This is a genomic window from Actinoplanes cyaneus (genome assembly GCF_016862095.1).
Taxonomy (GTDB): Bacteria; Actinomycetota; Actinomycetes; order Mycobacteriales; family Micromonosporaceae; genus Actinoplanes; species Actinoplanes cyaneus.
Map to the genome: position 1 here is coordinate 55,092 of NZ_BOMH01000018.1, position 21,741 is coordinate 76,832.

Consider the following 21,741-nt stretch of genomic DNA (forward strand, 5'->3'; position numbering starts at 1 on the left):
CCGCAAGGGCGGCGTCCTTGGGTGGTCGCGGTCGGAGCAACAAACCCGTCCACAGCTCCCACCTGCCGCGGAGCCCCGCCCGTAGGACTCCGCGACGTGGCAGCCGCGTCACGGCAGCAACGCGGCGCGCTCTCCTGGCTGGTGCTCATGGTCGTTATTCGTGCCTCATAACGACCATGAGCACCAGCCGGACGCCCGCGCCGCGCCACCGGCCGGCCCCGGCGCTACCTCGCGCCCCCACCGCACGCGAGGCCAGCCACGGCTCACCGCGGCGAAGCGCTGCGAGGCAGGGCGGGTCAGCGCGGGCTGGGCAGGGCAGGGAGGAGTTTGTCGAGGCGGGCGGGCAGCGAACGGATGCGGACTCCGGTGGCGTGCCAGATCGCGTTCAGGATGGCGGCGGGTGAGCCGACGATGCCGATCTCGCCGATGCCCTTGCTGCCCATCGGGTTGAGGTCGGACTCCGGGGCGTCGAGCCACGCCGCGTCGATCCACTCGACGTCGGCGTGCGTCGGGATGTGGTACTCGGCCAGGTCGTGGTTGACCCACGTGCCCTGGGCCGGGTCCAGCACACCCTCCTCGTGCAGCGCCATGCCCATCCCCATGATCATGCCGCCGAGGAACTGGGAGCGGGCGGTACGCGGGTTGAGGATGCGGCCGCCGTCGAACATGCCGAAGAGGCGGGACACCCGGACCTCGCCGGTCACGGTGCTCACGCGTACCTCGGCGAAGTGTGCGCCGGAGGCGTGCCTGCCCTCCTTCTGCTGCTGAACCAATGCGGTCGTGTCGAAGGTCGCCTCCTCCGTCGACCCGCCGGCGGCACGCAGCTCGCGGCAGGCGCCGGTGACGGCCCAGCCCCAGGAGGCGCTGCCCGAGGAGCCACCGGCGACCGACGCCTGCGGCAGGGTGCTGTTGCCGATCCGGATGTGGATCTGCTCGACGGGCACCCCGAGCTCGTCGGCGGCGATCTGGGTGAGAATCGTGCGCGCGCCGGTGCCCAGGTCGGCCGCGGCGATCGCGACCTCGTACTCGTCGTTGCCGAGCGCCCGGACCCGCGCGGTCGACGGCATCGCCTGCGCCGGATAGGTCGCCCCGGCCATCCCGAAGCCGATCAGCCATTCTCCGTCGGTGCGGCGATCGCGCTCGGACCAGCCGAAACGTTCGGCCCCGGAGCGCAGGCACTCGACGTAGCGGGGATTCTCCGGCGAGTTGCGGACGCGCAGCTCGACCGGGTCGACGCCGAGCTCCGCGGCGAGCTCGTCGAGCGCGCATTCCAGGCCGACCATGCCGGGCGCCTCACCGGGCGCGCGCATCCAGCGCGGCGTCGGCATGTCGAGGCGGACCACCTGATGACCGGTGCGGAGGTTCGGCACGGGGTACACCTCCCGCGTCACCACCGAGGCCGATTCGACGAATTCGAACAGCCGGCTCGACTGTGTGCACGTTTGATGATCGATCGCGGTCAGGATGCCGTCCCGGGTAGCGCCGACGCGGATCCGCTGGACGGTCGGGGCGCGATGGCCGACCATGCTGAACATCGCCTGGCGCGGCAGGGCGATCTGCACCGGCCGGCCGGTGACCAGGGAACCGAGGGCGGCGAGGACGGCGTTCGGGCGGGCGCTGCCCTTCGAGCCGAAGCCGCCACCGACGTGCTCGGTGACGACGTGCACCCGCTCGGCGGGCAGCCCGAAGATCGCCCCGACGGTCTCGGCGATGCCGGACGGGTGCTGGTTGGAGTCGTACAGGATCAGGTCCTGACCGTCCCAGCGGGCGATCGTGGCGTGCGGCTCCATCGGGTTGTTGTGCAGGGCCGGCGTCTCGTAGACGACGTCGATCGTGACCGGCGCCCCGGCCAGCGCGGCGTCGACGTCACCGGTGTCCGAGGTCGCGGGAGCATCCGGCACGACCGTCTCCGGCGTGTAGCGATCGGGGTGGTCGGCGCGCAGCTCGACGTCGTGGTCCTCGGCGGTGATCTCCAGCTGGACGGCCTGGGCCGCTCGGCGGGCGGCCTCGATCGAGGTGGCGATGACGAGCGCGAGGGGCTGGCCGCGGTACCGGATCTCGTCGGACTGGAGGACCGCCAGCTCGGGGTCGTCGGGTTTCTCCAGCTCAGGGGCGTTGCCGTGCCACAGGACGGCGAGCACGTCCTCCTCGGCGGGATCGGTCAGGACCGCGTCGAGGCGGCCGCGGGCGACCGGGGAGGCGACGATCCATCCGTACGCCAAATGATCTTGTGGGTATTCCGCCGCGTAGCGGGCCGCGCCGGAGACCTTGGCCGGGCCCTCCAGGCGCGCCAGGGGTGAGCCCACCGCGCGTGCCGACGTCGAGGTCATCGGGTCACCTCCCCGGCGAGGCCTTCGAGAACAGAAACGGTCAGATTCCGGATCAGTGGCAGCTTGTACGCGTTGTCGCGCAACGGCCGCGCGTCCCGCAGTTCCACGTCCGCGGCGGCCATGAAGTGCTCCCGGGTCGCCGGCTGCCCGCGCAGCGCCGCCTCGGCCGCGAACGCCCGCCACGGCTTCGGCGCGACCGCCCCGAACGCCAGCCGAACGTCGCTGACCAGGCCGTCCTGGATGTCGATGGCGGCCGCCACGGAGCCGACTGCGAACGCGTACGACGCCCGGTCGCGCGCCTTCCGGTAGGCCGACCGGGTCGCGAACGGCAGCGCCGGCAGGTCCACCGCCGTGATCAGCTCACCGTGCTCCAGGACGGTGTCACGGTCGGGAGTGTCCCCGGGCAGCCGATACAACTCGGTCACCGGAACCGACCGCTGACCCGTCGGCCCGTCGAGCTGCACGACCGCGTCCAGCGCCGCCAGCGCGACCGCCATGTCCGACGGATGCGTCGCGACACAGGCCGGCGAACCCCCGAGAATCGCGAGGTTGCGGTGGTCGCCGTCGCGCGCCGGGCAGCCGGACCCGGGCCGGTGCTTGTTGCACGGCATCGTCGCGTCCATGAAGTACCGGCACCGCGTGCGCTGCAGCAGGTTTCCGCCGGTCGTCGCCATGTTCCGCAACTGGCCCGACGCCCCGGCCAGGAGGGCCTGGCTCAGCACCGGGTAGGCGGTCCGCACGCGCTGATCCGCGGCAAGATCACTGTTGCGTACGCTGGAGCCGATGCGCACCCCGCCCCCGGGCAACTCGCCGACCTCGCTCATCGGGAGCTTGTTCACGTCCACGAGCACGTCGGGGGTGGCCACACCGAGCTTCATCAGGTCGACCAGGTTCGTGCCACCGGCCAGGAACACCGCGCCCGGCTCGAGTCCGTCGGCGAGGCCCGTGGCCGTACGGTATGCGAAGGTCTTCATCGGCCCGCCGCCTGCCTGATCGCCGGAACCATGTTCGGGTAGGCGGCGCAGCGGCACAGGTTCCCGCTCATCCGCTCGCGGATCTCCGCGTCGCTGAGCAGGTCGTCGCCGTCGCTCGTCGCCGCGCTCGGCCAGCCCTTGCCGACCTCGTCGAGCATGCCGACCGCCGAGCAGATCTGGCCCGGCGTGCAGTAACCGCACTGGAACCCGTCATGATCCAGGAACCCCTGCTGGACGGGGTGCGGCTCGCCCTTGTGTCCCAGCCCTTCGACCGTGGTGATCTCGGCGTCCTGCTGGGTGATCGCCAGGATCAGGCAGCTGTTGACACGGCGGCCGTCGAGCAGGACCGTGCACGCCCCGCACTGCCCGTGATCGCAGCCATTCTTGGCGCCGGTCAGGTGCAGGCGCTCGCGCAGCGCGTCGAGCAGGGTGGTCCGCGGATCAAGGCCGACGAGGTGGTGCTGAGCACCGTTGACGGTGAGACGCATTCCCCGGCGATACCCACGTACGGGGCGTCGAACCGTGTGGCCAGATCCCGTCGGCACGGGTCGTTCCAGCCACTGTCGGCGCGCGTCGATTCCTCCTAGGTTCGTGTCATGTCTGTGCTGTTGCCGCTGCTCATCGGCGTTGTCGCCGTTCTCGTCCTGTCCCTGCTCCCGGATCGTCACCGCCGGAAGGTCAACGCGCTCGGCATCGCCGGGGCGGGCGCCGTCTACGTCAGCGGGGGCGGCTTCGGGGTGTGGGAGCTCGCGTTCACCACGGTCATGACCGTCGTCGCCTACCTCGGCCTGCGCGACTGGAGGTGGATCGGTGCCGGCTGGCTGCTGCACACCGGCTGGGACGTGCTGCACCACCTCAAGGGCAACCCGATCCTGCCGTACGCCCATGACTCGTCGTTCGGATGCGCGATCTGCGACCCGGTGATCGCCCTGTGGTGCTTCGCCGGTGGCCGGTCACTGATCAATCGACGTCCTCCGGCGAGTGTGGACGCCTGACCGCCTGGTTCGCGGCGTCCGGCACGATGGTGCTGCCGTCGGACTCGCGGGTGCCGTCCGCGGCGACGTCCGGATGCGCCGCACGCCGATGCTCCTCGATCTCGCCGTCGGCCAGGTCCCGATGACACAGGTTGCAGGTCGCCATCCCCCTACCCAAGCAGACCGATAGCCGCCCCGCTGGCAGCATGGCCTGGCAGCATGGTCGGATGTCGACCGCCGAGCCGCCCCGGGCCCCCTCCATGCCGGCCGCCCACGAGGCCCCGGCGTCCCGCGCCGCCGAGCCGGCGTCCCCCGCCGCCGAGGCTCCGGCATCCTCGATCCCGCCCGCGGACGAGGCTCCGGCCGGGTCCGGCTCGGGTGAACGCGCGCTCGTCGCGGCCGTGTGCGGGTCGCCCGGCGCCGGGAAGACCACCACCGCCACAGCCATCGCCCGCTCGCTCGGGCTGATGCTGCTGACCCGGGACGAGATCTCGGCCGGCCTGCACCTGTCCGGGGTGAACCGCGACTCGTCCCGCGGCCGGGCCGAGGCGCTGCTGGTCGAGACGGCGTGCCGGTTCGCGAGCGCCGGGACGAGCGTCGTCGTGGAGAACTCCGTGCTCTCCCGCGACCTCGTCGACGGGCTGCTCGCCACCGGCGCCCGCGTGGTGGCGGTGCACGTCGTCGCCGACCCGGAGGTGATCGGCCGCCGCCTGCGCGACCGGGCGGTGCACGGGCGCGCGGTGGGCGGCATCCGGCCCGGCGACCTCGTCCTGCTCGACCTCTTCGAACGCGGCGAGATGCCCTCGTCGATCTTCGAACCGCCGTCCGGAGTGCACCAGCTCGTCCGGGTGGACACCTCCGCCGGCGGGGAGCCCGCCATCGCGGTGGCCGACCTCCTGTGAAGCGGTGCCACGGTCCGGGACCGTTGAACTTTCTGGCTCGAGATCCGTTGAAAGGTATGTCCGGGTGCTCGCGTCCCCAGCGCGGCGCCCGGACAACCCCTCCTCAGCCCTGACAGCGAAGGCCCTCTGTGACGGGCGAGACAGGCTGTCACAATCGCGGGGGCTGCGCGGTCCTCACTGTGTGCGAACGATTCTGGTGGTGGGCGGCGGTTACGCCGGGTTCTACACAGCGTGGAAGCTGGAGAAGAAACTCCGGCGCGGCGAGGCACGGGTCGTCGTCATCGACCCGCGGCCCTTCATGACGTATCAGCCGTTCCTGCCCGAGGTGCTGGCGGGCTCGATCGAGGCGCGGCACGCCGCCGTCTCGCAGCGACGTCATCTCAGGAAGACCAAGCTCGTCTCCGGTACGGTCGTGAAGATCGACCACGCGTCGAGAAGCGTGACCGTGCGTCCGGCCGAGGGCCCGGAATACCGGCTCGGCTACGACACGATCGTCGTCACGGCCGGTGCGGTGACTCGGAAGCTGGCCATCCCGGGCGTTGCCGAGCAGGCGATCGGGCTCAAGCACGTGGAAGAGGCGGTCGCCATCCGGGACCAGCTGCTCACGGCGTTCGACCGGGCGTCGACGCTGGCACCGGGCCCGCGCCGGCGACGGCTGCTCACCGTCACGTTCGTGGGCGGCGGCTTCTCCGGCGTCGAGGGGTTCGGCGAGCTGTTGTCGCTGGCCACAGCCCTGGCGAAGAAGTACCCGGAGCTCGACCCGGCCGAGGTCAGCTTCCACCTGGTCGAGGCCCGGGACCGGATTCTGCCCGAGGTGAGCGAGAAGCAGGGTCGCTGGGTGGTCCGGTCGCTGGAGAAGCGCGGCGGCCACGTGCACCTCGGGGCGCAGGTGCTCTCCGCGCAGGACGGGCACGTGGTGCTGTCGACCGGGGTGGAGTTCGACTCCGACCTGATCGTGTGGACGGCCGGCAACGCGGCGAACCCGATGGTGCACAACCGCACCGCCCTGCCGGTCGACGCCCGGGGGATGCTCGTCGTCCGGGCCGATCTGCGGGTCGGGACCGAGGACGCGCCGATCCCGGACGCGTGGGGCGCCGGCGACGACGCGGCGGTGCCGGACCTGGCGGCCGGGAACGGGACGGCCACCGTGCCGAACGCGCAGCACGCCGTCCGGCAGGGCAAGCTGCTGGCCCGCAACCTCCTCGCCGACCTGCGCGGCGGCCGGACCAGGCAGTACGTGCACCACAGCCTCGGCACGGTAGCCACGCTCGGCCTCGGCCGCGGGATCTTCGAGTGGAAGGGCATCGTGATCAAGGGTTTCCCGGCCTGGCTGATGCACCGCGGCTACCACGTGCTGGCGGTGCCGAGCTGGGAGCGGAAGGTCCGGGTGCTGGCGATCTGGCTGACCGCGGCGGTGTTCGGGCGGGACATCGTCTCGCTCGCGTCGGTGCAGCACCCGCGGCAGGCCTTCGTCACCGGCGGCGACCCCACGGCGCTCACTGTCGCCCCCGAGCCCGTGACCGACGACACCGAACCCGTAGGCGACGCCACCAAGCCCATGAGCGACGCCACCGCACCCATCGCGGTCAGCGGCGAGCCCCAGCCGCTCCCCGCGCTGGTCACGGTCAAAGCCGCGACGCCCGCAGGGGAATAGCCAGCCGCGCGACTCACGCTTCCCGGCTGGTTCTCATGGGCGTTATGAGGGACGAATAACGCCCATGAGAACCAGCCGGGACCTTGAGCGCGTAGCGGCCTGGACCACCGGCCCCGTCGCGGGCTCCAGCGGCTGGACCTTGTCGGTGCGGCATCATTGTTGCGACGACAAGGAGCACGGTTGAACCTGAACGACGCGCGGGAGCTGGCGCTCGGCCTGATGGCCCGGCACGGGCTGACGAAGTGGCGACTGACCTTCGACGACGCGAAGACCCGGGCCGGGGTGTGCCGTTCCGGCAGTAGGGAGATCGGGCTGTCCCGCCCGTTGATCACGCTCTACTCCCCCGAGCAGGTCACCGAGACGATCCTGCACGAGATCGCGCACGCGCTGGCCGGGCCGCGGCACGGCCACGACGCGGTGTGGCGGGCGACGGCGATCCGGATCGGGTGTTCCGGCCGCCGCTGTGTGCCGGAGGAGGCGCCGCGCGTCGACGGTTCCTGGCACGGCGTCTGCCGCGCGGGTCACCGGACGACGGCGCATCGGCAGCCGATCCGGGTCAAGTCGTGCCGGGAGTGCTCGCCTCGGTTCGACCGGTCGGCGCTGTTCGCCTGGACCTACCGGGGGCATCCGGCGCCGGTGCACCCGGCGTATGCCGCCGAGATCACCCGGATGCGGGCTCCGGCGACCGTTCCGGCGGTGCAGCCGGGGGTCGGCGACAAGGTCCGGCTGACCGGCGCCGGGAAGTATGGCGGGCTGACCGGCACGATCGTGAAACAGGGCCGGACCCGGTACCAGGTGAAGACCGCCAAGGGCCTGCTGAACGCTCCGTTCACCCTGGTCGAGCCGGCCCGGTGAAAAGGGTCGAGCCGGCCCGGTGAACAGGGTCGAGCCCGCTCGGTGAACAGAAGCGAGCCGGCCTGGTGAACGGAACAGGCGCCCCTGGAGAACCAGGAACGCCTGCGAGCTGCGTCTTACCGGATTACTTGGTGAGCGCGGACAGCTTCGGGTCGTTGGCGTACGCCTCGGCCGCGTTCGCCTTGGTCACGATGACCGGGTTCAGCAGGTAGGCCGGGACGACCTTGGCACCGTTGTTGTAGGTGTCGTTGTTCGTCTGCGGCGCGGCACCGGTCTGCAGCGACTGCACCATCTTGATCGTCTCGGAGACCAGGTTACGGGTGTCCTTGTTGATCGTGGAGTACTGCTCGCCGGCCATGATCGACTTGACCGACTCGACCTCGGAGTCCTGACCGGTGACGACCGGGATCGGCTTGCCGGCGGCCTTCACCGAGGTGATGATCGCGCGGGCCAGGGTGTCGTTCGGGGAGAGCACGCCGTCCAGGGTCTTGCCGCTGGTGTAGGTCGAGTTCAGCAGCGAGTCCATGCGGCTCTGCGCGCCCTCGGCCTTCCAGCCCTGGATCGCGGTCTGCTTGACGTCCTTCTGGCCGGAGCCGACGATGACGTCACCCTTGTCGATGGCCGGCTTGAGCACGTCCATCGCGCCGTCGAAGAAGACACCGGCGTTGTTGTCGTCCGGCGAGCCGGAGAACAGCTCGATGGTCCACGGGCCGGTCGGCTTCTTGGCCTTCATGCCGTCCAGCAGGGCCTGGCCCTGGAGCTGGCCGACCTTGAAGTTGTCGAACGCGATGTAGTAGTCGACGTTCGCGGTGTTCTTGATCAGGCGGTCGTACGCGATGACCTTGGCACCGGCCGCGTGGGCGGCGTCGACCTGGGTGGTCAGCTGCGCGGCGTCGGTCGCGCCGATGACGATGACCTTCGCGCCCTTGGTCACCATGGCGGTGATCTGTGCCTGCTGGTCGGCGACCGTGGTGGAGGCGCCGGCGTACTGCACGTCGGACTGGAAGCCCGCGGTCTTGAGGCCGTTGGTGAACAGGTCACCCGCGAGCACCCAGTTCTCCGAGGTCTTCGACGGCAGGGCCACGCCGATCAGCGCGTCCTTGGCGAAGCCCTTGGCGTCACCGGAGCCGGAGCCGGAGTCGCCGCTGCCGCCCTCACGGTCGTTGGAGCAGCCGGTCAGAGCGAGCGCGACAGCCGCACCGACGGCCACGCTCTTGATCAGAAAGTTACGACGCATGGGAGATTCAAACCCTTCTCAGGAGCGGGCCGCAGGCTGCTTCACGACGTTCGATTCCGTTGACGCGCTGTCCGCCGCCTCATGCCTGGAGCGGTTGGAACGCGTAAGGGAACCGATGATCGAGAAACGACCCTGCTTCTTGTTGTAAACATCGAGGGCGACAGCGCCGAGCAGGAACAGACCCTTGATGATCTGGACCATGTCGGAGCCGGTGCCCGTCAACTGCAGACCGTTGTTGAGAACGGCCATGACCAGACCGCCGACGATGGAACCGCCGACCGTGCCCAGGCCACCGGAGACCGCCGCGCCACCGATGAAGACCGCGGCGATCGCGTCGAGCTCCCAGCTGAGTCCGTCCTGCGGGCCGGAGGCCGCGGAGCGGGCCACGAAGATCATGCCGGCCAGGGCGGCCAGGACGGACATGTTCATCATGACGAAGAAGTTCACCCGGCGCAGTTTCACGCCGGACAGCTCGGCGGCACGGGCGTTGCCGCCGACCGCGTAGATGTGCCGGCCACCGGCGGTGTTCCGCGTGTAGAAGGAGTACACCAGGACCAGCACGGCGAGGATGATGCCGGAGATCGGGAAGCTGGTGCCGACCCGGCCACCGGCGAACCGCAGCGTGACGAAGACGATCACGGCGATCATCACGACCATGCGCAGGACCGCGATCCACATCGGCGCGGGCTCGGCGCCCTGCATCTGGGTGCGCACCTGCCGGGCGCGCAGCTCGCGCCACACCACGGCGACGCAGGCCAGCAGGCCGAGCAGCAGGGTCAGGTTGTTGTACCCGGTGTCCGGCCCGACCTCGGGCAGGTAACCGGCGCCGATCTCGGTGAAGCCCTTGGGCACCGGGACCGTGTCGGCGTTGCCGATGTACTGGTTGCCGCCGCGGAACAGCAGCATGCCGGCGAGCGTGACGATGAAGGCCGGGATCCCGACGTACGCCACCCAGAAGCCCTGCCACGCGCCGATCAGCGCGCCGACGACCAGGCCGAGCACGACGCCCAGCGGCCACGGCAAGTTGTGCTCGGTGACCGTCTTGGCGACGACGATGCCGACGAACGCGGCGACCGAGCCGACCGACAGGTCGATGTGGCCGGCCACGATCACCATCAGCATGCCGATGGAGAGCACCGAGATGTACGCGTACTGCTGGGTCAGGGCGATGAGGTTGCCCGACTGCAGCGTGAGCCCGCCCGTTTTGAACTGGAAGAACAGGATGATCGCCACGAGCGTGAAGATCATGCCGAACTGACGGGCGTTCGACGTCGTACCGCCGAACAGGTTTTTCTGTAGTTCTTTTATCCGACTCATGACGTGGCCAGCTTCTTCGTGGAGGTCATCTGCTTCATGAGGGTTTCCGGGTCGGCGTCACGGCGCATGATCTCGCCGGTGATCGCGCCCTCGAAGACCGTGTAGATGCGGTCGCAGAGCCCGATCAGCTCGGGCAACTCGGACGAGATCACCACGACCCCGCGGCCCTCGGACGCGAGCTCCTGGATGATCCCGTAGATCTCGTACTTCGCACCGACGTCGATACCCCGCGTCGGCTCGTCGAGGATCAGCAGGTCCGGGTCGGTGAACATCCACTTCGCCAGGACGACCTTCTGCTGATTGCCGCCGGAGAGCTTGGTGACGCCCTCGTCGACGGTGGGCGTCTTGATCCGCAGGCTCTTGCGGTACGCCTCGGCCTCGCGGTACTCCGCGGCCTCGTCGAGCACCCCGTTGTGGGTGATCTTCGAGAGCTTCGCGGCGACGACGGAAGTCTTGATGTCGTCGAGCAAGTTCAGGCCGACGGCCTTACGGTCCTCGCTGACGTACGCCAGGCCGTTCGCGATGGCGTCGGAGACCGTCTTGAGCTGGATCTCCTTGCCGTCCTTGAAGATCTGCCCGCTCTCGTAGACGCCGTAGGAGCGGCCGAACAGGCTCATCGCCAGCTCGGTGCGCCCGGCGCCCATCAGGCCGGCGAACCCGACGATCTCACCGCGCCGAACGGTGAAACTCGAGTTCTTGCAGACCAGGCGGTCGGCGGAGATCGGGTGCCGAACGGTCCAGTTGCGGACCTCGAAGAACACCTCACCGATGTTCGGCTCGTGGTCCGGGAACCGGCTGCCCAGGTCACGGCCGACCATGCCCCGTACGATCCGGTCCTCGTCGGCGCCCTCGCCCTTGACGTCGATCGTCTCGATCGTCTTGCCGTCGCGCAGGATCGTGATCGAGTCCGCGATCGCCTCGATCTCGTTCAGCTTGTGCGAGATCATGATCGAGGTGATGCCGCGCTTGCGGAAGCCACGCAGCAGGTCGAGCAGGTGCTGCGAGTCGTTCTCGTTCAGCGCGGCTGTCGGCTCGTCGAGGATCAGTAGCTGCACGTCCTTCGCGAACGCCTTCGCGATCTCGACGAGCTGCTGCTTGCCGACCCCGATGTCCTTGATCAGGGTGTCGGGGTCCTCCTTCAGCCCGACCATGGACATCAGCTCCAGGGCCTTGCTGTTCGCGGCCTTCCAGTCGATGCGACCGAAACGACGCGGCTCGTTGCCGAGGAAGATGTTCTCGGTGATCGACATTCCGGGAACCAGTGCCAGTTCCTGGTGAATGATCACGATACCGGCTTGCTCGCTGGCCCGGATGTCGGAGAACTTCGCCTCGTTGCCCCGATAGATGATCGAGCCGTCGTACGACCCGTACGGGTAGACGCCGCTGAGCACCTTCATCAAGGTCGACTTGCCGGCACCGTTCTCACCGCAGATCGCGTGGATCTCTCCGTCGCGTACCGTCAGCTGCACGTCGGACAGTGCCTTGACGCCGGGGAAGGTCTTGGTGATCGACCTCATCTCCAGCAGTGGCGGAGCAGTGCTCATACCGCCTCCCAACAGGTGTTTTGCAGAGATTCTCGTGTATGACGTCGGCGTTTCCAGACTGTAAATCTTATTTATTTACTAAGTCAACCGGGGGTGGCATCATGGTCGGCATCGATCAGGTAACGACCGGGAGGCGCTTCACCGGTGCGGCGAACAGGTACCAATCTGCCCAAAGTCGGTCAGTACAACCGAGCTGTCGTGCTCGACCAGATCCAGCTGGCCGACGGCATCAGCCGGGTGGAGATCGCTGAGCTGACCGGCCTCACCCCGCAAACAGTGTCCAGCATCGTCCGCAAGCTGATCACCGAGGGCATCGTCCGGGAGGACGGCGCCACGGTGTCCAGCGGCGGCAAGCCACGCACGCTGCTGCGGGTCAACGCCGGGGCCGGGCTCGCGGTCGGCGTTCACTTCGACCCGTCACAGATTTCCTGCGTGGTCGCCGACCTGCTCGGCCGGCCGATGGTCAAGCTGCAGCAGCCGGTCCGGCCCGGGGCCTCCCCCGCCGAGATCACCAACGCGGTCGCCGGGCTGGTCTCCGAGGTCCTGGCCACCGCCGGCGTGGACCGCAAGCGGGTCCTCGGGCTCGGCCTGGCCACCCCCGGGCCGATCGACCAGACACTCGGCGCCCTGGTCGGGCCGCCGCAGCTGATGGGCTGGACGCGGGTGCCGCTCAAGGAGATGCTGACCGAGGCCACCGGGCTGCCGGTCACCCTGGACAACGACGCGACAGCGGCGGCGATCGGTGAGTGCTGGGCCGGGGCCGGGCGCGGGGTCGCCGACTTCGCCTACTTCTTCTTCGGCGCCGGCGTCGGCGGCGGGCTGATCCTGGAGAACCAGATCTATCGGGGCGGCTCGATGAATGCCGCCGAGTTCGGCCACCAGTCCGTGCAGGCCGACGGTCCGGAGTGCTACTGCGGCAACCACGGCTGCCTGGAGAGCCTGATCAGCCCGAAAGCGCTGGTCGCGGCCACCGGCATGGAGAGTTACGACGCCGTGCGCCAGGCCGCGGCCGACGGTCACCCGGTGGCGGTGGAAGCGGTCGAGGTGGCCGCCACCCACCTCGCGACGGCGGTGGTCAACGTCGCCAACATCCTCGACATCGACCTGGTCGTGCTCGGCGGGCACGGTCTGCGCCACCTCGAGAACCGCTTCCGCGACGCCACCGCCAAGGCCCTGGCCACCCGGCCCCTGGCAAGAAGCATTCGCACGGTACGGGTGGAGGTGTCCCCGCTCGGCGCCGACGCGGCAGTGGTCGGGGCGGCGGCGCTGGTGCTGCACACGACGTACTCGCCCCAGGTCTCCGAACTGCTCTCCCTGTAGTCCACCGGCGTGGTTTGCTGAGAAGCATGGAGCCTCCGGGCCCTCCCCCGGCGGCGCGTCCCGCTCCTCGGATCGCGTTCCTCAGCGGTGACGCCATGCCGGACGCGGCGGCCGACCGGTTCGCCGCGGTGGTCGCCCGGGTGGCCCACGCGCCGACCGTGTTGATCCTGCTGGCCGACGGCGACCGGTTGCGGCTGGCAGGCGCCCACGGGATTCCCGCCGACTGGCCTTCCCACGCGACGACACCGGCCGGCCGGACGGTGGCCGGGCTGATCGTCCACCACAACCGTCCCCTGACCAGCACGGATCTCGCGGCCGACCCGCGGGTGCCACCGCAGGCGCCCGCCCGGGAGCTCGGCGTCCGCGGATACGCCGGGTATCCGATCCACGACCCCGTCGGGAACGTCTTCGGGGTGCTCGCCGTGATGGACCCCGAGCCTCGCTGCTGGACGACCGGCGAACTGGCCGCTCTGGACGACGCGGCGCGGGCGTGCGCCGCGTTCGTGGCCGAGCGGTCCGCCCGGGAGGACATCGACACCCAGCGCCGCTTCCTGGACGCGCTGCTGCAGAGCCTGCGGACCGCTGTCGCCGCGTGCGACGCCGGCGGGCGCATCGTGTTCGCCAACGAGGCGTTGCGCCAGCTCACCGGGCCGGCGCCGCTGTTGCGCCCGCTCGCCGAGTGGTCCCAGCACAGCTACCTGAAGGACCTGGAGGGCCGCCCGCTGCGGCGCGAACAGGTCCCGCTGTTCCGCGCCCTGGCCGGCTCCCACGTACGCGACGAGGAGTTCCTGGTCCGGTCGGCTGACGGGCGGATCCGGATCGTCGCCACCGACGCCCAGCCGATCACCGGGGAGCACGGCAGACGGCTGGGCGCGGTCGCCTGCCTCCGGGACGTCACCGACCAGCGGATGACCGAGCGGTTCCACGAGGTCGAGGCGGCGGTGTCGGACGCCCTGGCGCACGCCGAGACCGTGCAGGAGGGCGGACCGCAGGTGCTGCGGGCGATCTGTGCCGGTTTCGGCTGGCGGTACGCCCAGCTGTGGCTCGCCGACGAGGCGACCGGCGAACTGGACCTGGTCGCCGACCAGCACGCGGACGCCGAGGCCCGGGCCCTCGCCGCCTCGGTGTCCGCACAGGCCGAGATGATCGCCGAGACCGCCCGCCGGATCGGGAAGGCGGTCCGGGAGAGCCGGTGGGGCGCCGAGCTCGCCGTGCCGGCCCGGTCAGGCGACCGGACCGTGGCGGTGCTGACCTTCTTCGCCGACCCGCCGGAGGCGCCTGTCGACCCGCCGGGCGCGCCGCCCGACTCACTGAGTGCACCTGCCGAGCCGCTGGTCGCGCCTGCCGACCCGCTGGTCGCGTTCCTCAGTGGGGTGGCCGCGCACGTCGCCGAGTTCCTCGAACGCCGCCGCGCCGAGGAGCTGACCGTGGCGCTCGCGCACAGCCGGGACGAATACCTGGCTCTGATCGACCATGAGTTCCGCACGCCGCTGACCTCGATCTCGGCCTACATCGATCTGCTGCGCGACACCGAGCCCGACGCGGCCGCCGACGAGCTGCCCGGCATCCTGGACGTGCTCGGCCGCAACAGCGAGATCCTGCGACACATCGTCGAGGACCTGCTCGACCTGGCCGGCATCGACAACGGCCACATCGAGCTGGCCGAGGAACCCGTCGACCTGGCCGCCACGGTGACGGCCGCGGCCCGGGCGGCCGAGCCGCGCGCCGCGGACGCCGGGGTCGCGCTGCACCTGGACGTGGCGGAGGGCACGACGGTCCGCGGGGACGAGAGCCGGCTGCGCCAGGTCGCCGATCATCTGATCGCCAACGCCGTCGGCCACACCGTCGGGGCCGGCCGGGTGTCACTCGCGCTGACCCGCCCGGCGCCCGCGGTCGTCGAGCTGACCGTCACCGACGACGGGCTGGGCATCCCGGTGGAGGACGAGGACCGGGTGTTCGCCCGCTTCTACCGCTCGGCGCGCACCCGTGAGCATCGCCTGCCCGGGGTGGGACTGGGCCTGACGATCAGCCGCGCCATCGTCGAACGCCACCACGGGACGATCCGCTTCGTGCCGTGCCCGCCGCCGGGCACCCGCATCACGGTGCGCCTGCCGGCCTGCCGCTCCTGACACCCGCCGCCGGGATTGCGGTCAGCTGCCGACCAACTGCCGCACACAACCGACCAGCTCATGCGCGGTGAACGGCTTGGTGACGACCGCGGTGGCCTGAGCCCGCTCCGGCCGGTCGTCGCCCGGAGTCAGACTGCCGCTCACGAAGATCACCGGAAGGTCCCTGGTCGCCGGGTCGGCGCGGATGGCCAGGCACATGTCGACGCCGGACATCACCGGCATGTCGATGTCGGAGACCACGGCGGCCGGCCCGTGCTCGCGGACGGCTTCCAGCGCGACCGCCCCGTTCGCCGCCTCGACCACGGTGAACCCGGCGCGGCTCAGCACCCGGGTCATGATCATCCGGATGTCGTCGTGGTCCTCGGCAACCACCAGAAGAGTCATGCAGTTCGTTTTCACTTCGTCGCGGGATCCAGGCGGAGGCCGGTCGGCCCCGTAGAGGCGGTCAACGCTCCAGGAATCAGCCTAAATCGTTCGTCGTGCCCGAGCGGCGCTTTACGCCATCAGGCAACATCTCCCCCTGATGGCGCAGGCATGCACCTCCGCTTCACGGCACGGCCGGCCGCCGTTGGGCGAGCTCCCGCCGCCGCCCGGCCGTCGTGGCGACCGACGTTCTCCGGTGCGGGTCAGGCGGCCAAGGCGACCGCCGGGCGCAGCTCGAAGGACTCGCGCAACGTCCGGGCGACCGGCCGCGGCGCGAGCGCGCGCACCACCCGCACGATGTCCTGCACGCCGCCCTCGATCGTGAGCTCCACGCCGTCCAGCAGGTGCTCGTCGACCCACGCCCGCAGCCGCGTGGCGAACCCCGGCCCGGCGTCACCCCTGATCACGGTGACCCGGCCGAGCAGCGCGACCTCGCCGCGCTCGCGCCCGGCCAGCCGCAGCGCCTGGGTCAGCACCGCGTCGGCGCCGGCGGCCTGCCCGAGGTCGACCACCACCACGTCGGCGACCGGGGCCAGCGCGCCAACCCCGAGCAGCCCGAGGTCGGCGACGAGGATCGGCCCGTCCGGCCGGTCGTCGCCGGGGAAGGAGCTCCACAGCCTGGTCAGCACCCGCGCGTACTCCGTCCAGCGCAGCACCGGGTCGGCCGCGCTCTGCTCCCCCGGCCCCGGGCGCAGCACCGCGCCGGACCGGCCGCCGGTCGCCGTGTCGAGCGACAGCAGGCGTCGCGCCGCGGCATAGGGCGGGTTGCCGGTGGTCGGCAGGACCGGCAGGTAACCGACGCCGGTGTGCCGCGCGGCCAGGTACGCCGCCACCACGGCCGGGTCGAGGGCGGTGCCGTGGAGCGAGCGGTCGGCCAGCCGGATCGCGGCGACCCCGGCTTCCTCGGCGGCGGCCGCGACGGTGCCGGCCTCGGCCAGCGAGAGCAACCCCGGGCCGCCGACGGCGAGGGCGAGCTGGACGGGGACACTGCGCATCGGGGACCACCTTCGGGCAACGGGCGACGACCGGCCCAGTAAACCACAATTCCTATAGACACGATATAGATTAAGGAAGGGCGCACGCGATCCGGAGCACACCGAAAAGCGTCAACCAGCGCCGGCGTACGCCGATGACACGGGTATGCGGATCAGTGACATCAATGTCGGCAAGCGCCTCGGCGCCTCCTATCTCGTGCTGACCGCCCTGATCGGCGCTTCGGCCGGAGTCGGCTGGTGGGGCATGCGCCAGCAGGTCGCGGCCGAGCAGAAGCTGGCCGTTCTGGAGCACATCCGCGATGACATCGAAGCCATCAAGTACAACGCCGCCGACGTGAGCGGCTGGCAGGGCCTCGTCGTCGCGGACGTCGGCGCTTTCGGATACTCGTACGCCACCGGCCCGGACGGCTACAACCGTCAGGGCGAGCTGAAGTCGAAGAACACCATCTACGCCGAGCTCGCCGCGACCGGCACGGAGGCCATGACCGCGGCCGAGCGGGCCGAGTTCGCCAAGCTCAAGCCGGCCTGGGACGAGTTCTTCACCTGGGACTCCACGATCATGAAGTGGCTCTCGGCGGACACCCGGGCGGCTCGCGCCAAGGCGATGACCAGCATCAACGGCGGCGAGGCGAGCGACTCGTACGGGAAGATCCTGGACATCACCGCGGCACTGGACAAGTCGGTGAACGAGCGCGCCGACACGGTGCGGGCCGAGGTCGAGCAGGTCCGTTCCGAGGCGCTGCGCCTGCTCGTGCTCACGCTGGCGCTCGCCACGGTCCTCGCGATCACGATGGGGCTCTGGGTCACCCGCTCGGTGACCGGCCCGCTGGCGAAGGTGGTGGCGGCCCTCAAGCGGCTCGCCGACCACGACCTGACCGTCCGGATCGGCCTCGACCGCCGTGACGAGCTCGGCACCCTCGGCGACGCCGTCGACCGCACCGCCGAGTCGCTGCGCGAGACGGTGTCGGCGATCGCCGTTCACGCCGGGACGGTCTCCGCCGCCTCCGACGAGCTCTCCGAGGTGTCCACCCGGATCGCCGCGGCCAGCGCCGACGTCGACGCGCAGGCCACCGCGGTCGCCGGCTCGGCGAACCACGTCTCCGGCAACGTCCGGACCCTGCAGGCCGGCAGCAGCGAGATGACCCTCGCGATCGACGAGATCGCCCGCAACGCCGGCGAGGCCGCACAGGTCGCCGGGGAGGCGGTCGGCGCGGTCGAGCAGACCAACCAGACCGTGAGCAAGCTGGGCGAGTCGTCCGCCGAGATCGGCAAGGTGGTCGCGATGATCACGTCGATCGCCGAGCAGACGAACCTGCTCGCCCTGAACGCGACGATCGAGGCGGCCCGCGCCGGCGAGCTGGGCAAGGGCTTCGCGGTGGTGGCCGGCGAGGTCAAGGAGCTCTCGCAGGAGACGGCCAAGGCGACCGAGGAGATCGGCCGGCTGGTGGACGCCATCCAGAACGACTCGTCGGACGCGGCCGGCGCGATCGGCCGGATCGGCGACGTCGTCGCGCGGATCAGCGACTTCCAGACCCTGATCGCGGCGGCCGTCGAGGAGCAGACCGCCACCACCAGCGAGATGGGCCGCAACGTGGCCGAGGTCGCGGCGAGCAGCACGACCATCGCCAGCAGCATCGCCGGGGTGGCCGGCGCGGTCGGCACCACGACCGCGGTCGCCGGGCAGGCGCAGGAGAACGCCGCGAACCTGGCCCGCACCAGCGGCGAGCTGCGCCAGCTGGTCGCCGGCTTCAAGCTCTGAGCAGCGGCAACAGCTGACCGCCCTGCCTCCCGATCTCCGGGAGGTAGGGCGTGTCCGACAGCACGAAGTGGCTGATCCCCAGGTCGCGGTACTTACGCAGCGACTTCGCCACGTCCTGCGCCGAGCCGACCAGCCACGTCGTCCCGGCGCCGCCACCGCCGTAGCGCCCGGGCGCGGTGTACAGGTTGTCGTCGAGCACGTCGCCGCGCCCGGCCAGGTCGAGCAGCCGCTGCTGACCCACTGCCGCGTGCCGGTTCGCATCGACGCTCTGCCGGCGCGCCATCTCCGCGACCCTCGCCTCGGCGTCCGCCCAGGCCTGCTCCGTCGTGTCCCGCACCAGCGTGGTGATGCGCAGACCGAACTCCAGGGGCTGATGCTCGCGACCCAGCTCGGCACTGAGCGTTTTCAGACGATCGATCCTTTCCCGTACGCCGTCGAGCGTCTCGCCCCAGAACAGCTGCACGTCGGCCTCGGCAGCGGACACCCGCTCGGCGGCCTCCGACGCGCCGCCGAAGTAGAGCCTCGGCGGATCCGTCAACCGCGGCACCACCGTCGAATCCGTGACCGAGAAGTGCTCGCCCCGGTACGTGACGTTCTCCCGGGCCCACAACCGGCGCACGAGACGCAGGAACTCCCGCGTACGGCCGTACCGCTGAGCCTGGTCCTGCTCCTGATCGCCGTAGGCGGCGAGGTTGTCCTTCCCGGAGACCACGTTGATCAGCACCCGCCCGCCGCTCAGGTGCTGGAGGGTCGCGGCGGACGAGGCGAAGTGCGCGGGCCGCCAGTACCCGGGCCGGACCGCGATCAGCGGCCGGAACGTCGTCGTCCGTGCCACGAGAGCGGTCGCGATCGTGAACGTGTCCGGCCGGCCCCACCCGGTGCCGAGCAGCGCCCCGCCCCAGCCGTGCTCCTCGAGCGCCCGGGCGTGGGCGGTCAGCGTGTCGAGGCTGTTGTGGCCGGCGACCACGTCGTCGCCCCGGTGGCCGGGACGATCCTCGTTCGGGATGTACCACAGGAACTCGCCGCTATCTCCCATCATCTCTATAGCTAATAGAGGTTTCTGTCGGTCATCTCAAGGAGTTCGCCCGAGGTGAGTCGGACGGCACCGGTTCCCGGCTGGGCACTGAGGGGTGTTTCCCGGCGCCGAAACACCTCTCAGAACCAGCCGGCCTGCGGCGATACGCGGGCCTGAGCGGGGCGAGCGTGGCCGGCGCCGACGGCGCGCGGGGATGGCGCAGAATCGGGGGGTGACGTTTCGTGGGTGGCCGGTGGAGGCGCTGGAGTTCTACGAGGGGCTGAGCGCCGACAACTCGAAGACGTACTGGACCCGGCATCTCGCCTTCTACGAGGAGCAGGTGCGCGGGCCGATGCTGGAGTTGCTGGCCGCGCTCGAGCCGGAGTTCGGGCCGGGCAAGATCTTCCGGCCGTACCGGGATGTGCGGTTCAGCAAGGACAAGACGCCCTACAAGACGCATCTCGGGGCGTGGCTGGAGGGTGGCGGCTACCTCCAGCTGTCCGCTGACGGGCTGGCCGCCGGCTCCGGGTACTACCAGCTGGATTCCGGTCAGCTGGGCCGCTTCCGGGAGGCGGTCGCGAACGATGTCAGCGGCACGCTTCTGATCGGCATCATCGCGGAGACGGAGAAGGCCGGCATCGGCGTGGTCGGCCGGGACACGCTGAAGACGGCGCCGCGCGGCTACCCGAAGGACCATCCGCGGATCGAGCTGCTCCGGCACAAGGGGCTGATCACCTGGACGGAGTGGCCACCGGCGGCCTGGCTCGGGACGGCCGCCGCGAAGACCCGGGTCGTCGAGTTCCTGCGCGGGAGCCTGCCGCTGCGGCACTGGCTGGACGATCACGTCGGGCCGCCCCTCGCCGCGCAGTGAGCGTTTCAGGTCAGCCGGTGTCCGCAATTCAGGGCAGAGTGACCGTATGAGTCTTGAGATCGCTCGCGAGATCCAGTTCACCTTCGACGCCAACGATCCGGGCGCGCTGGCCACGTTCTGGGCGGAGGCGCTCGGCTATCAGATCCAGCCTCCGCCGGCCGGGTTCGACTCGTGGGAGCAGGCGCTCACCGCGTGGGGCGTGCCACCCGAGCGTCACAACAGCGCGTCGGCGGTGGTCGACCCGAAGGGTGCCGGGCCGCGGCTGTTCTTCCAGCAGGTGCCGGAGGGCAAGAGCGGCAAGAACCGGGTGCACCTGGACGTGCGGGCCGCGCCCGGCCTCAGCGGCGACGAGCGGATGGCCGCCCTGGAGGCCGAGGCCGCGCGACTGGTGACGCACGGCGCCACCCGGCTCGAACGTCACGAGCCGAAGCCCCCGAACGCCGGCCACATCGTCATGGCCGACCCCGAGGGCAACGAGTTCTGCCTCGATTGAGAGGCGCGCTTCACTCCCTGCTCTGCTGAATCGCCTCGGCGATCCGCTTGATGCGCTGCAGCCGGGCGTCCCACGCCGCGCCGACCGCGGAGAGCTGGGCGACCGCGCGGGCGAGCTGCGGCTCGTCGACGTGGTAACGCCGTTCCCGGCCGGCCTGGGCGCCGCGCACCAGCCCGACCCGGTCGAGGACGGTCAGGTGCTTGGCCACGGCCTGGCGGGTGACGGTCAGCTGCTGACTGAGCGTGGTGGCGGTGCCGCCGCCCTCGGTGAGCAGCAGGTCGAGCATCCGCCGCCGGGTCGGGTCGCCGATCGCCGACCAGAGGTCGTCGTCGACCGCCGCGGCGACGCCGACGGCGCTGCTCACGGCTGGACCTGGAGCGTGGCGACGTAGGGCGCGAGCCGCGGCAGGAAGTGATCCCAACCGGACACGTGGTCGTGGTAGCGCTCCTCCAGGACGGCCTGCGACCAGCCCTGCTCGCGGAATCCGGTCTCGGTCATCCGCAGGAGCGTGCCACCGCCGGAGGCGGCCAGCTCGAACGTGACGAGCAGCGAGTTCCCGGGGGTCGCCGCCGTGCCGGCCGGGTGCGTCCAGCGGAACGAGAAGGTCCGCGGCGGCTGCGCCTCGACCACGGTGAACTGCTCGACGGAGCCACCCTCGTGGCAGTCGCCGAAGGTGATCGTGCCGGTGCTGCCGGGGCTGCTCGCGAAGCCGGCGTCGTCGGGCCACCAGCCCTTGAGGTGTTCCGAGCTGCTGACCACCTCGAAGACGATCTCCGGGGTGGCGTCGACGTAGATCTCGCGTTCGATGGTTCCGAGTTCCATGACATCCTCCTGCAACCTTTGGTTGCACATCACGCTAGCCGCTCCGGCCGCAACACGCAACCATCGGTTGCAGATGTCGACGGGCTCGGTGACGACGCGCCGGTTCCACGATGCGGACTTCTTCCCC

General features: G+C 70.6%; 21 protein-coding genes. 9 read left to right on the plus strand and 12 right to left on the minus strand.

Annotation, left to right across the window (positions count from 1 at the left end):
- Positions 1 to 296 precede the first annotated feature (296 nt).
- The 3 genes from Acy02nite_RS12700 to Acy02nite_RS12710 are packed head-to-tail and all read right to left on the minus strand — an operon-like array spanning position 297 to position 3,792.
- On the minus strand, positions 297 to 2,330 hold the full coding sequence (locus tag Acy02nite_RS12700; protein ID WP_203740180.1) for a xanthine dehydrogenase family protein molybdopterin-binding subunit: 2,034 nt from the start codon (positions 2,328 to 2,330) through the stop codon (positions 297 to 299).
- Positions 2,327 to 3,304 (minus strand): FAD binding domain-containing protein, encoded by a 978-nt coding sequence (locus tag Acy02nite_RS12705; RefSeq protein ID WP_203740181.1) that lies wholly within the window; start codon positions 3,302 to 3,304, stop codon positions 2,327 to 2,329. The genes Acy02nite_RS12700 and Acy02nite_RS12705 overlap by 4 nt, the downstream gene beginning before the upstream one ends.
- Positions 3,301 to 3,792, minus strand: coding sequence for a (2Fe-2S)-binding protein (locus tag Acy02nite_RS12710; protein ID WP_203740182.1), 492 nt, complete (start codon positions 3,790 to 3,792; stop codon positions 3,301 to 3,303). Before Acy02nite_RS12710 ends, Acy02nite_RS12705 begins: the two co-directional genes overlap by 4 nt.
- A 108-nt stretch (positions 3,793 to 3,900) precedes the next feature.
- Between Acy02nite_RS12710 and Acy02nite_RS12715 the strand changes: the two genes are divergently transcribed.
- Positions 3,901 to 4,299: a DUF6010 family protein gene (locus Acy02nite_RS12715; protein WP_203740183.1), complete on the plus strand. Its 399-nt coding sequence runs from the start codon at positions 3,901 to 3,903 to the stop codon at positions 4,297 to 4,299.
- Here Acy02nite_RS12715 and Acy02nite_RS12720 read toward each other — a convergent pair.
- The gene (locus tag Acy02nite_RS12720; RefSeq protein WP_203740184.1) at positions 4,265 to 4,444 is read right to left on the minus strand and encodes a hypothetical protein; all 180 of its coding nucleotides are present in this window, start codon (positions 4,442 to 4,444) and stop codon (positions 4,265 to 4,267) included. The genes Acy02nite_RS12715 and Acy02nite_RS12720 overlap by 35 nt on opposite strands.
- 61 nt (positions 4,445 to 4,505) lie before the next feature.
- Here Acy02nite_RS12720 and Acy02nite_RS12725 point away from each other — a divergent pair, with 61 nt between their 5' ends.
- The 3 genes from Acy02nite_RS12725 to Acy02nite_RS12735 all read left to right on the plus strand — a co-directional run bounded on the left by Acy02nite_RS12725 (position 4,506) and on the right by Acy02nite_RS12735 (position 7,689).
- Entirely contained in the window at positions 4,506 to 5,180 is a 675-nt protein-coding gene (locus Acy02nite_RS12725; protein ID WP_203740185.1) for a P-loop nucleotide/nucleoside kinase family protein, read from the plus strand.
- A 181-nt stretch (positions 5,181 to 5,361) separates the two neighbouring features.
- Entirely contained in the window at positions 5,362 to 6,834 is a 1,473-nt protein-coding gene (locus Acy02nite_RS12730) for an NAD(P)/FAD-dependent oxidoreductase (RefSeq protein ID WP_203740186.1), read from the plus strand.
- Positions 6,835 to 7,014: 180 nt separating this feature from the next.
- Positions 7,015 to 7,689, plus strand: coding sequence for a SprT-like domain-containing protein (locus tag Acy02nite_RS12735; protein WP_239174668.1), 675 nt, complete (start codon positions 7,015 to 7,017; stop codon positions 7,687 to 7,689).
- A 124-nt stretch (positions 7,690 to 7,813) separates the two neighbouring features.
- Here the strand turns inward: Acy02nite_RS12735 and Acy02nite_RS12740 are convergent, their stop codons facing one another.
- The 3 genes from Acy02nite_RS12740 to mmsA are packed head-to-tail and all read right to left on the minus strand — an operon-like array spanning position 7,814 to position 11,787.
- Positions 7,814 to 8,926 (minus strand): substrate-binding domain-containing protein, encoded by a 1,113-nt coding sequence (locus Acy02nite_RS12740; RefSeq protein WP_203740187.1) that lies wholly within the window; start codon positions 8,924 to 8,926, stop codon positions 7,814 to 7,816.
- Between the two features lie 18 nt (positions 8,927 to 8,944).
- Positions 8,945 to 10,243 carry a multiple monosaccharide ABC transporter permease gene (gene mmsB / locus Acy02nite_RS12745; protein ID WP_239174671.1) on the minus strand — a complete coding sequence of 433 codons (1,299 nt, stop codon included), beginning with the start codon at positions 10,241 to 10,243 and terminating at the stop codon, positions 8,945 to 8,947.
- Positions 10,240 to 11,787, minus strand: coding sequence for a multiple monosaccharide ABC transporter ATP-binding protein (gene mmsA / locus Acy02nite_RS12750; protein ID WP_203740188.1), 1,548 nt, complete (start codon positions 11,785 to 11,787; stop codon positions 10,240 to 10,242). The genes mmsB and mmsA overlap by 4 nt, the downstream gene beginning before the upstream one ends.
- Positions 11,788 to 11,985: 198 nt before the next feature.
- On the opposite strand from mmsA, the gene Acy02nite_RS12755 reads away from it, so the two are divergent.
- Together Acy02nite_RS12755 and Acy02nite_RS12760 are read left to right on the plus strand one after the other, a co-directional pair.
- The gene (locus Acy02nite_RS12755) at positions 11,986 to 13,107 is read left to right on the plus strand and encodes an ROK family transcriptional regulator (protein WP_239174674.1); all 1,122 of its coding nucleotides are present in this window, start codon (positions 11,986 to 11,988) and stop codon (positions 13,105 to 13,107) included.
- Positions 13,108 to 13,202: 95 nt separating this feature from the next.
- Positions 13,203 to 15,236: a sensor histidine kinase gene (locus Acy02nite_RS12760; protein WP_203740190.1), complete on the plus strand. Its 2,034-nt coding sequence runs from the start codon at positions 13,203 to 13,205 to the stop codon at positions 15,234 to 15,236.
- A 21-nt stretch (positions 15,237 to 15,257) separates the two neighbouring features.
- Here the strand turns inward: Acy02nite_RS12760 and Acy02nite_RS12765 are convergent, their stop codons facing one another.
- Complete coding sequence (locus Acy02nite_RS12765; RefSeq protein WP_203740191.1) at positions 15,258 to 15,620, minus strand: response regulator; 363 nt, start codon at positions 15,618 to 15,620, stop codon at positions 15,258 to 15,260.
- A 242-nt stretch (positions 15,621 to 15,862) separates the two neighbouring features.
- Positions 15,863 to 16,654 (minus strand): LLM class oxidoreductase, encoded by a 792-nt coding sequence (locus tag Acy02nite_RS12770; protein WP_203740192.1) that lies wholly within the window; start codon positions 16,652 to 16,654, stop codon positions 15,863 to 15,865.
- A gap of 145 nt (positions 16,655 to 16,799) precedes the next feature.
- On the opposite strand from Acy02nite_RS12770, the gene Acy02nite_RS12775 reads away from it, so the two are divergent.
- Positions 16,800 to 18,413 (plus strand): methyl-accepting chemotaxis protein, encoded by a 1,614-nt coding sequence (locus Acy02nite_RS12775; RefSeq protein WP_203740193.1) that lies wholly within the window; start codon positions 16,800 to 16,802, stop codon positions 18,411 to 18,413.
- On the opposite strand, the gene Acy02nite_RS12780 is transcribed toward Acy02nite_RS12775, so the two are convergent.
- The gene (locus Acy02nite_RS12780; protein ID WP_203740195.1) at positions 18,403 to 19,452 is read right to left on the minus strand and encodes an LLM class flavin-dependent oxidoreductase; all 1,050 of its coding nucleotides are present in this window, start codon (positions 19,450 to 19,452) and stop codon (positions 18,403 to 18,405) included. The genes Acy02nite_RS12775 and Acy02nite_RS12780 overlap by 11 nt on opposite strands.
- A gap of 208 nt (positions 19,453 to 19,660) precedes the next feature.
- Here Acy02nite_RS12780 and Acy02nite_RS12785 point away from each other — a divergent pair, with 208 nt between their 5' ends.
- Positions 19,661 to 20,299 (plus strand): DUF2461 domain-containing protein, encoded by a 639-nt coding sequence (locus Acy02nite_RS12785; RefSeq protein WP_239174676.1) that lies wholly within the window; start codon positions 19,661 to 19,663, stop codon positions 20,297 to 20,299.
- Positions 20,300 to 20,345: 46 nt separating this feature from the next.
- Positions 20,346 to 20,792, plus strand: coding sequence for a VOC family protein (locus Acy02nite_RS12790; protein WP_203740199.1), 447 nt, complete (start codon positions 20,346 to 20,348; stop codon positions 20,790 to 20,792).
- A gap of 10 nt (positions 20,793 to 20,802) precedes the next feature.
- Here the strand turns inward: Acy02nite_RS12790 and Acy02nite_RS12795 are convergent, their stop codons facing one another.
- Both Acy02nite_RS12795 and Acy02nite_RS12800 read right to left on the minus strand, forming a co-directional pair.
- Positions 20,803 to 21,156, minus strand: a complete 354-nt coding sequence (locus Acy02nite_RS12795; RefSeq protein ID WP_264653266.1) for an ArsR/SmtB family transcription factor — start codon at positions 21,154 to 21,156, stop codon at positions 20,803 to 20,805.
- Positions 21,153 to 21,614, minus strand: a complete 462-nt coding sequence (locus Acy02nite_RS12800) for an SRPBCC family protein (RefSeq protein ID WP_203740201.1) — start codon at positions 21,612 to 21,614, stop codon at positions 21,153 to 21,155. Before Acy02nite_RS12800 ends, Acy02nite_RS12795 begins: the two co-directional genes overlap by 4 nt.
- Positions 21,615 to 21,741 lie beyond the last annotated feature (127 nt).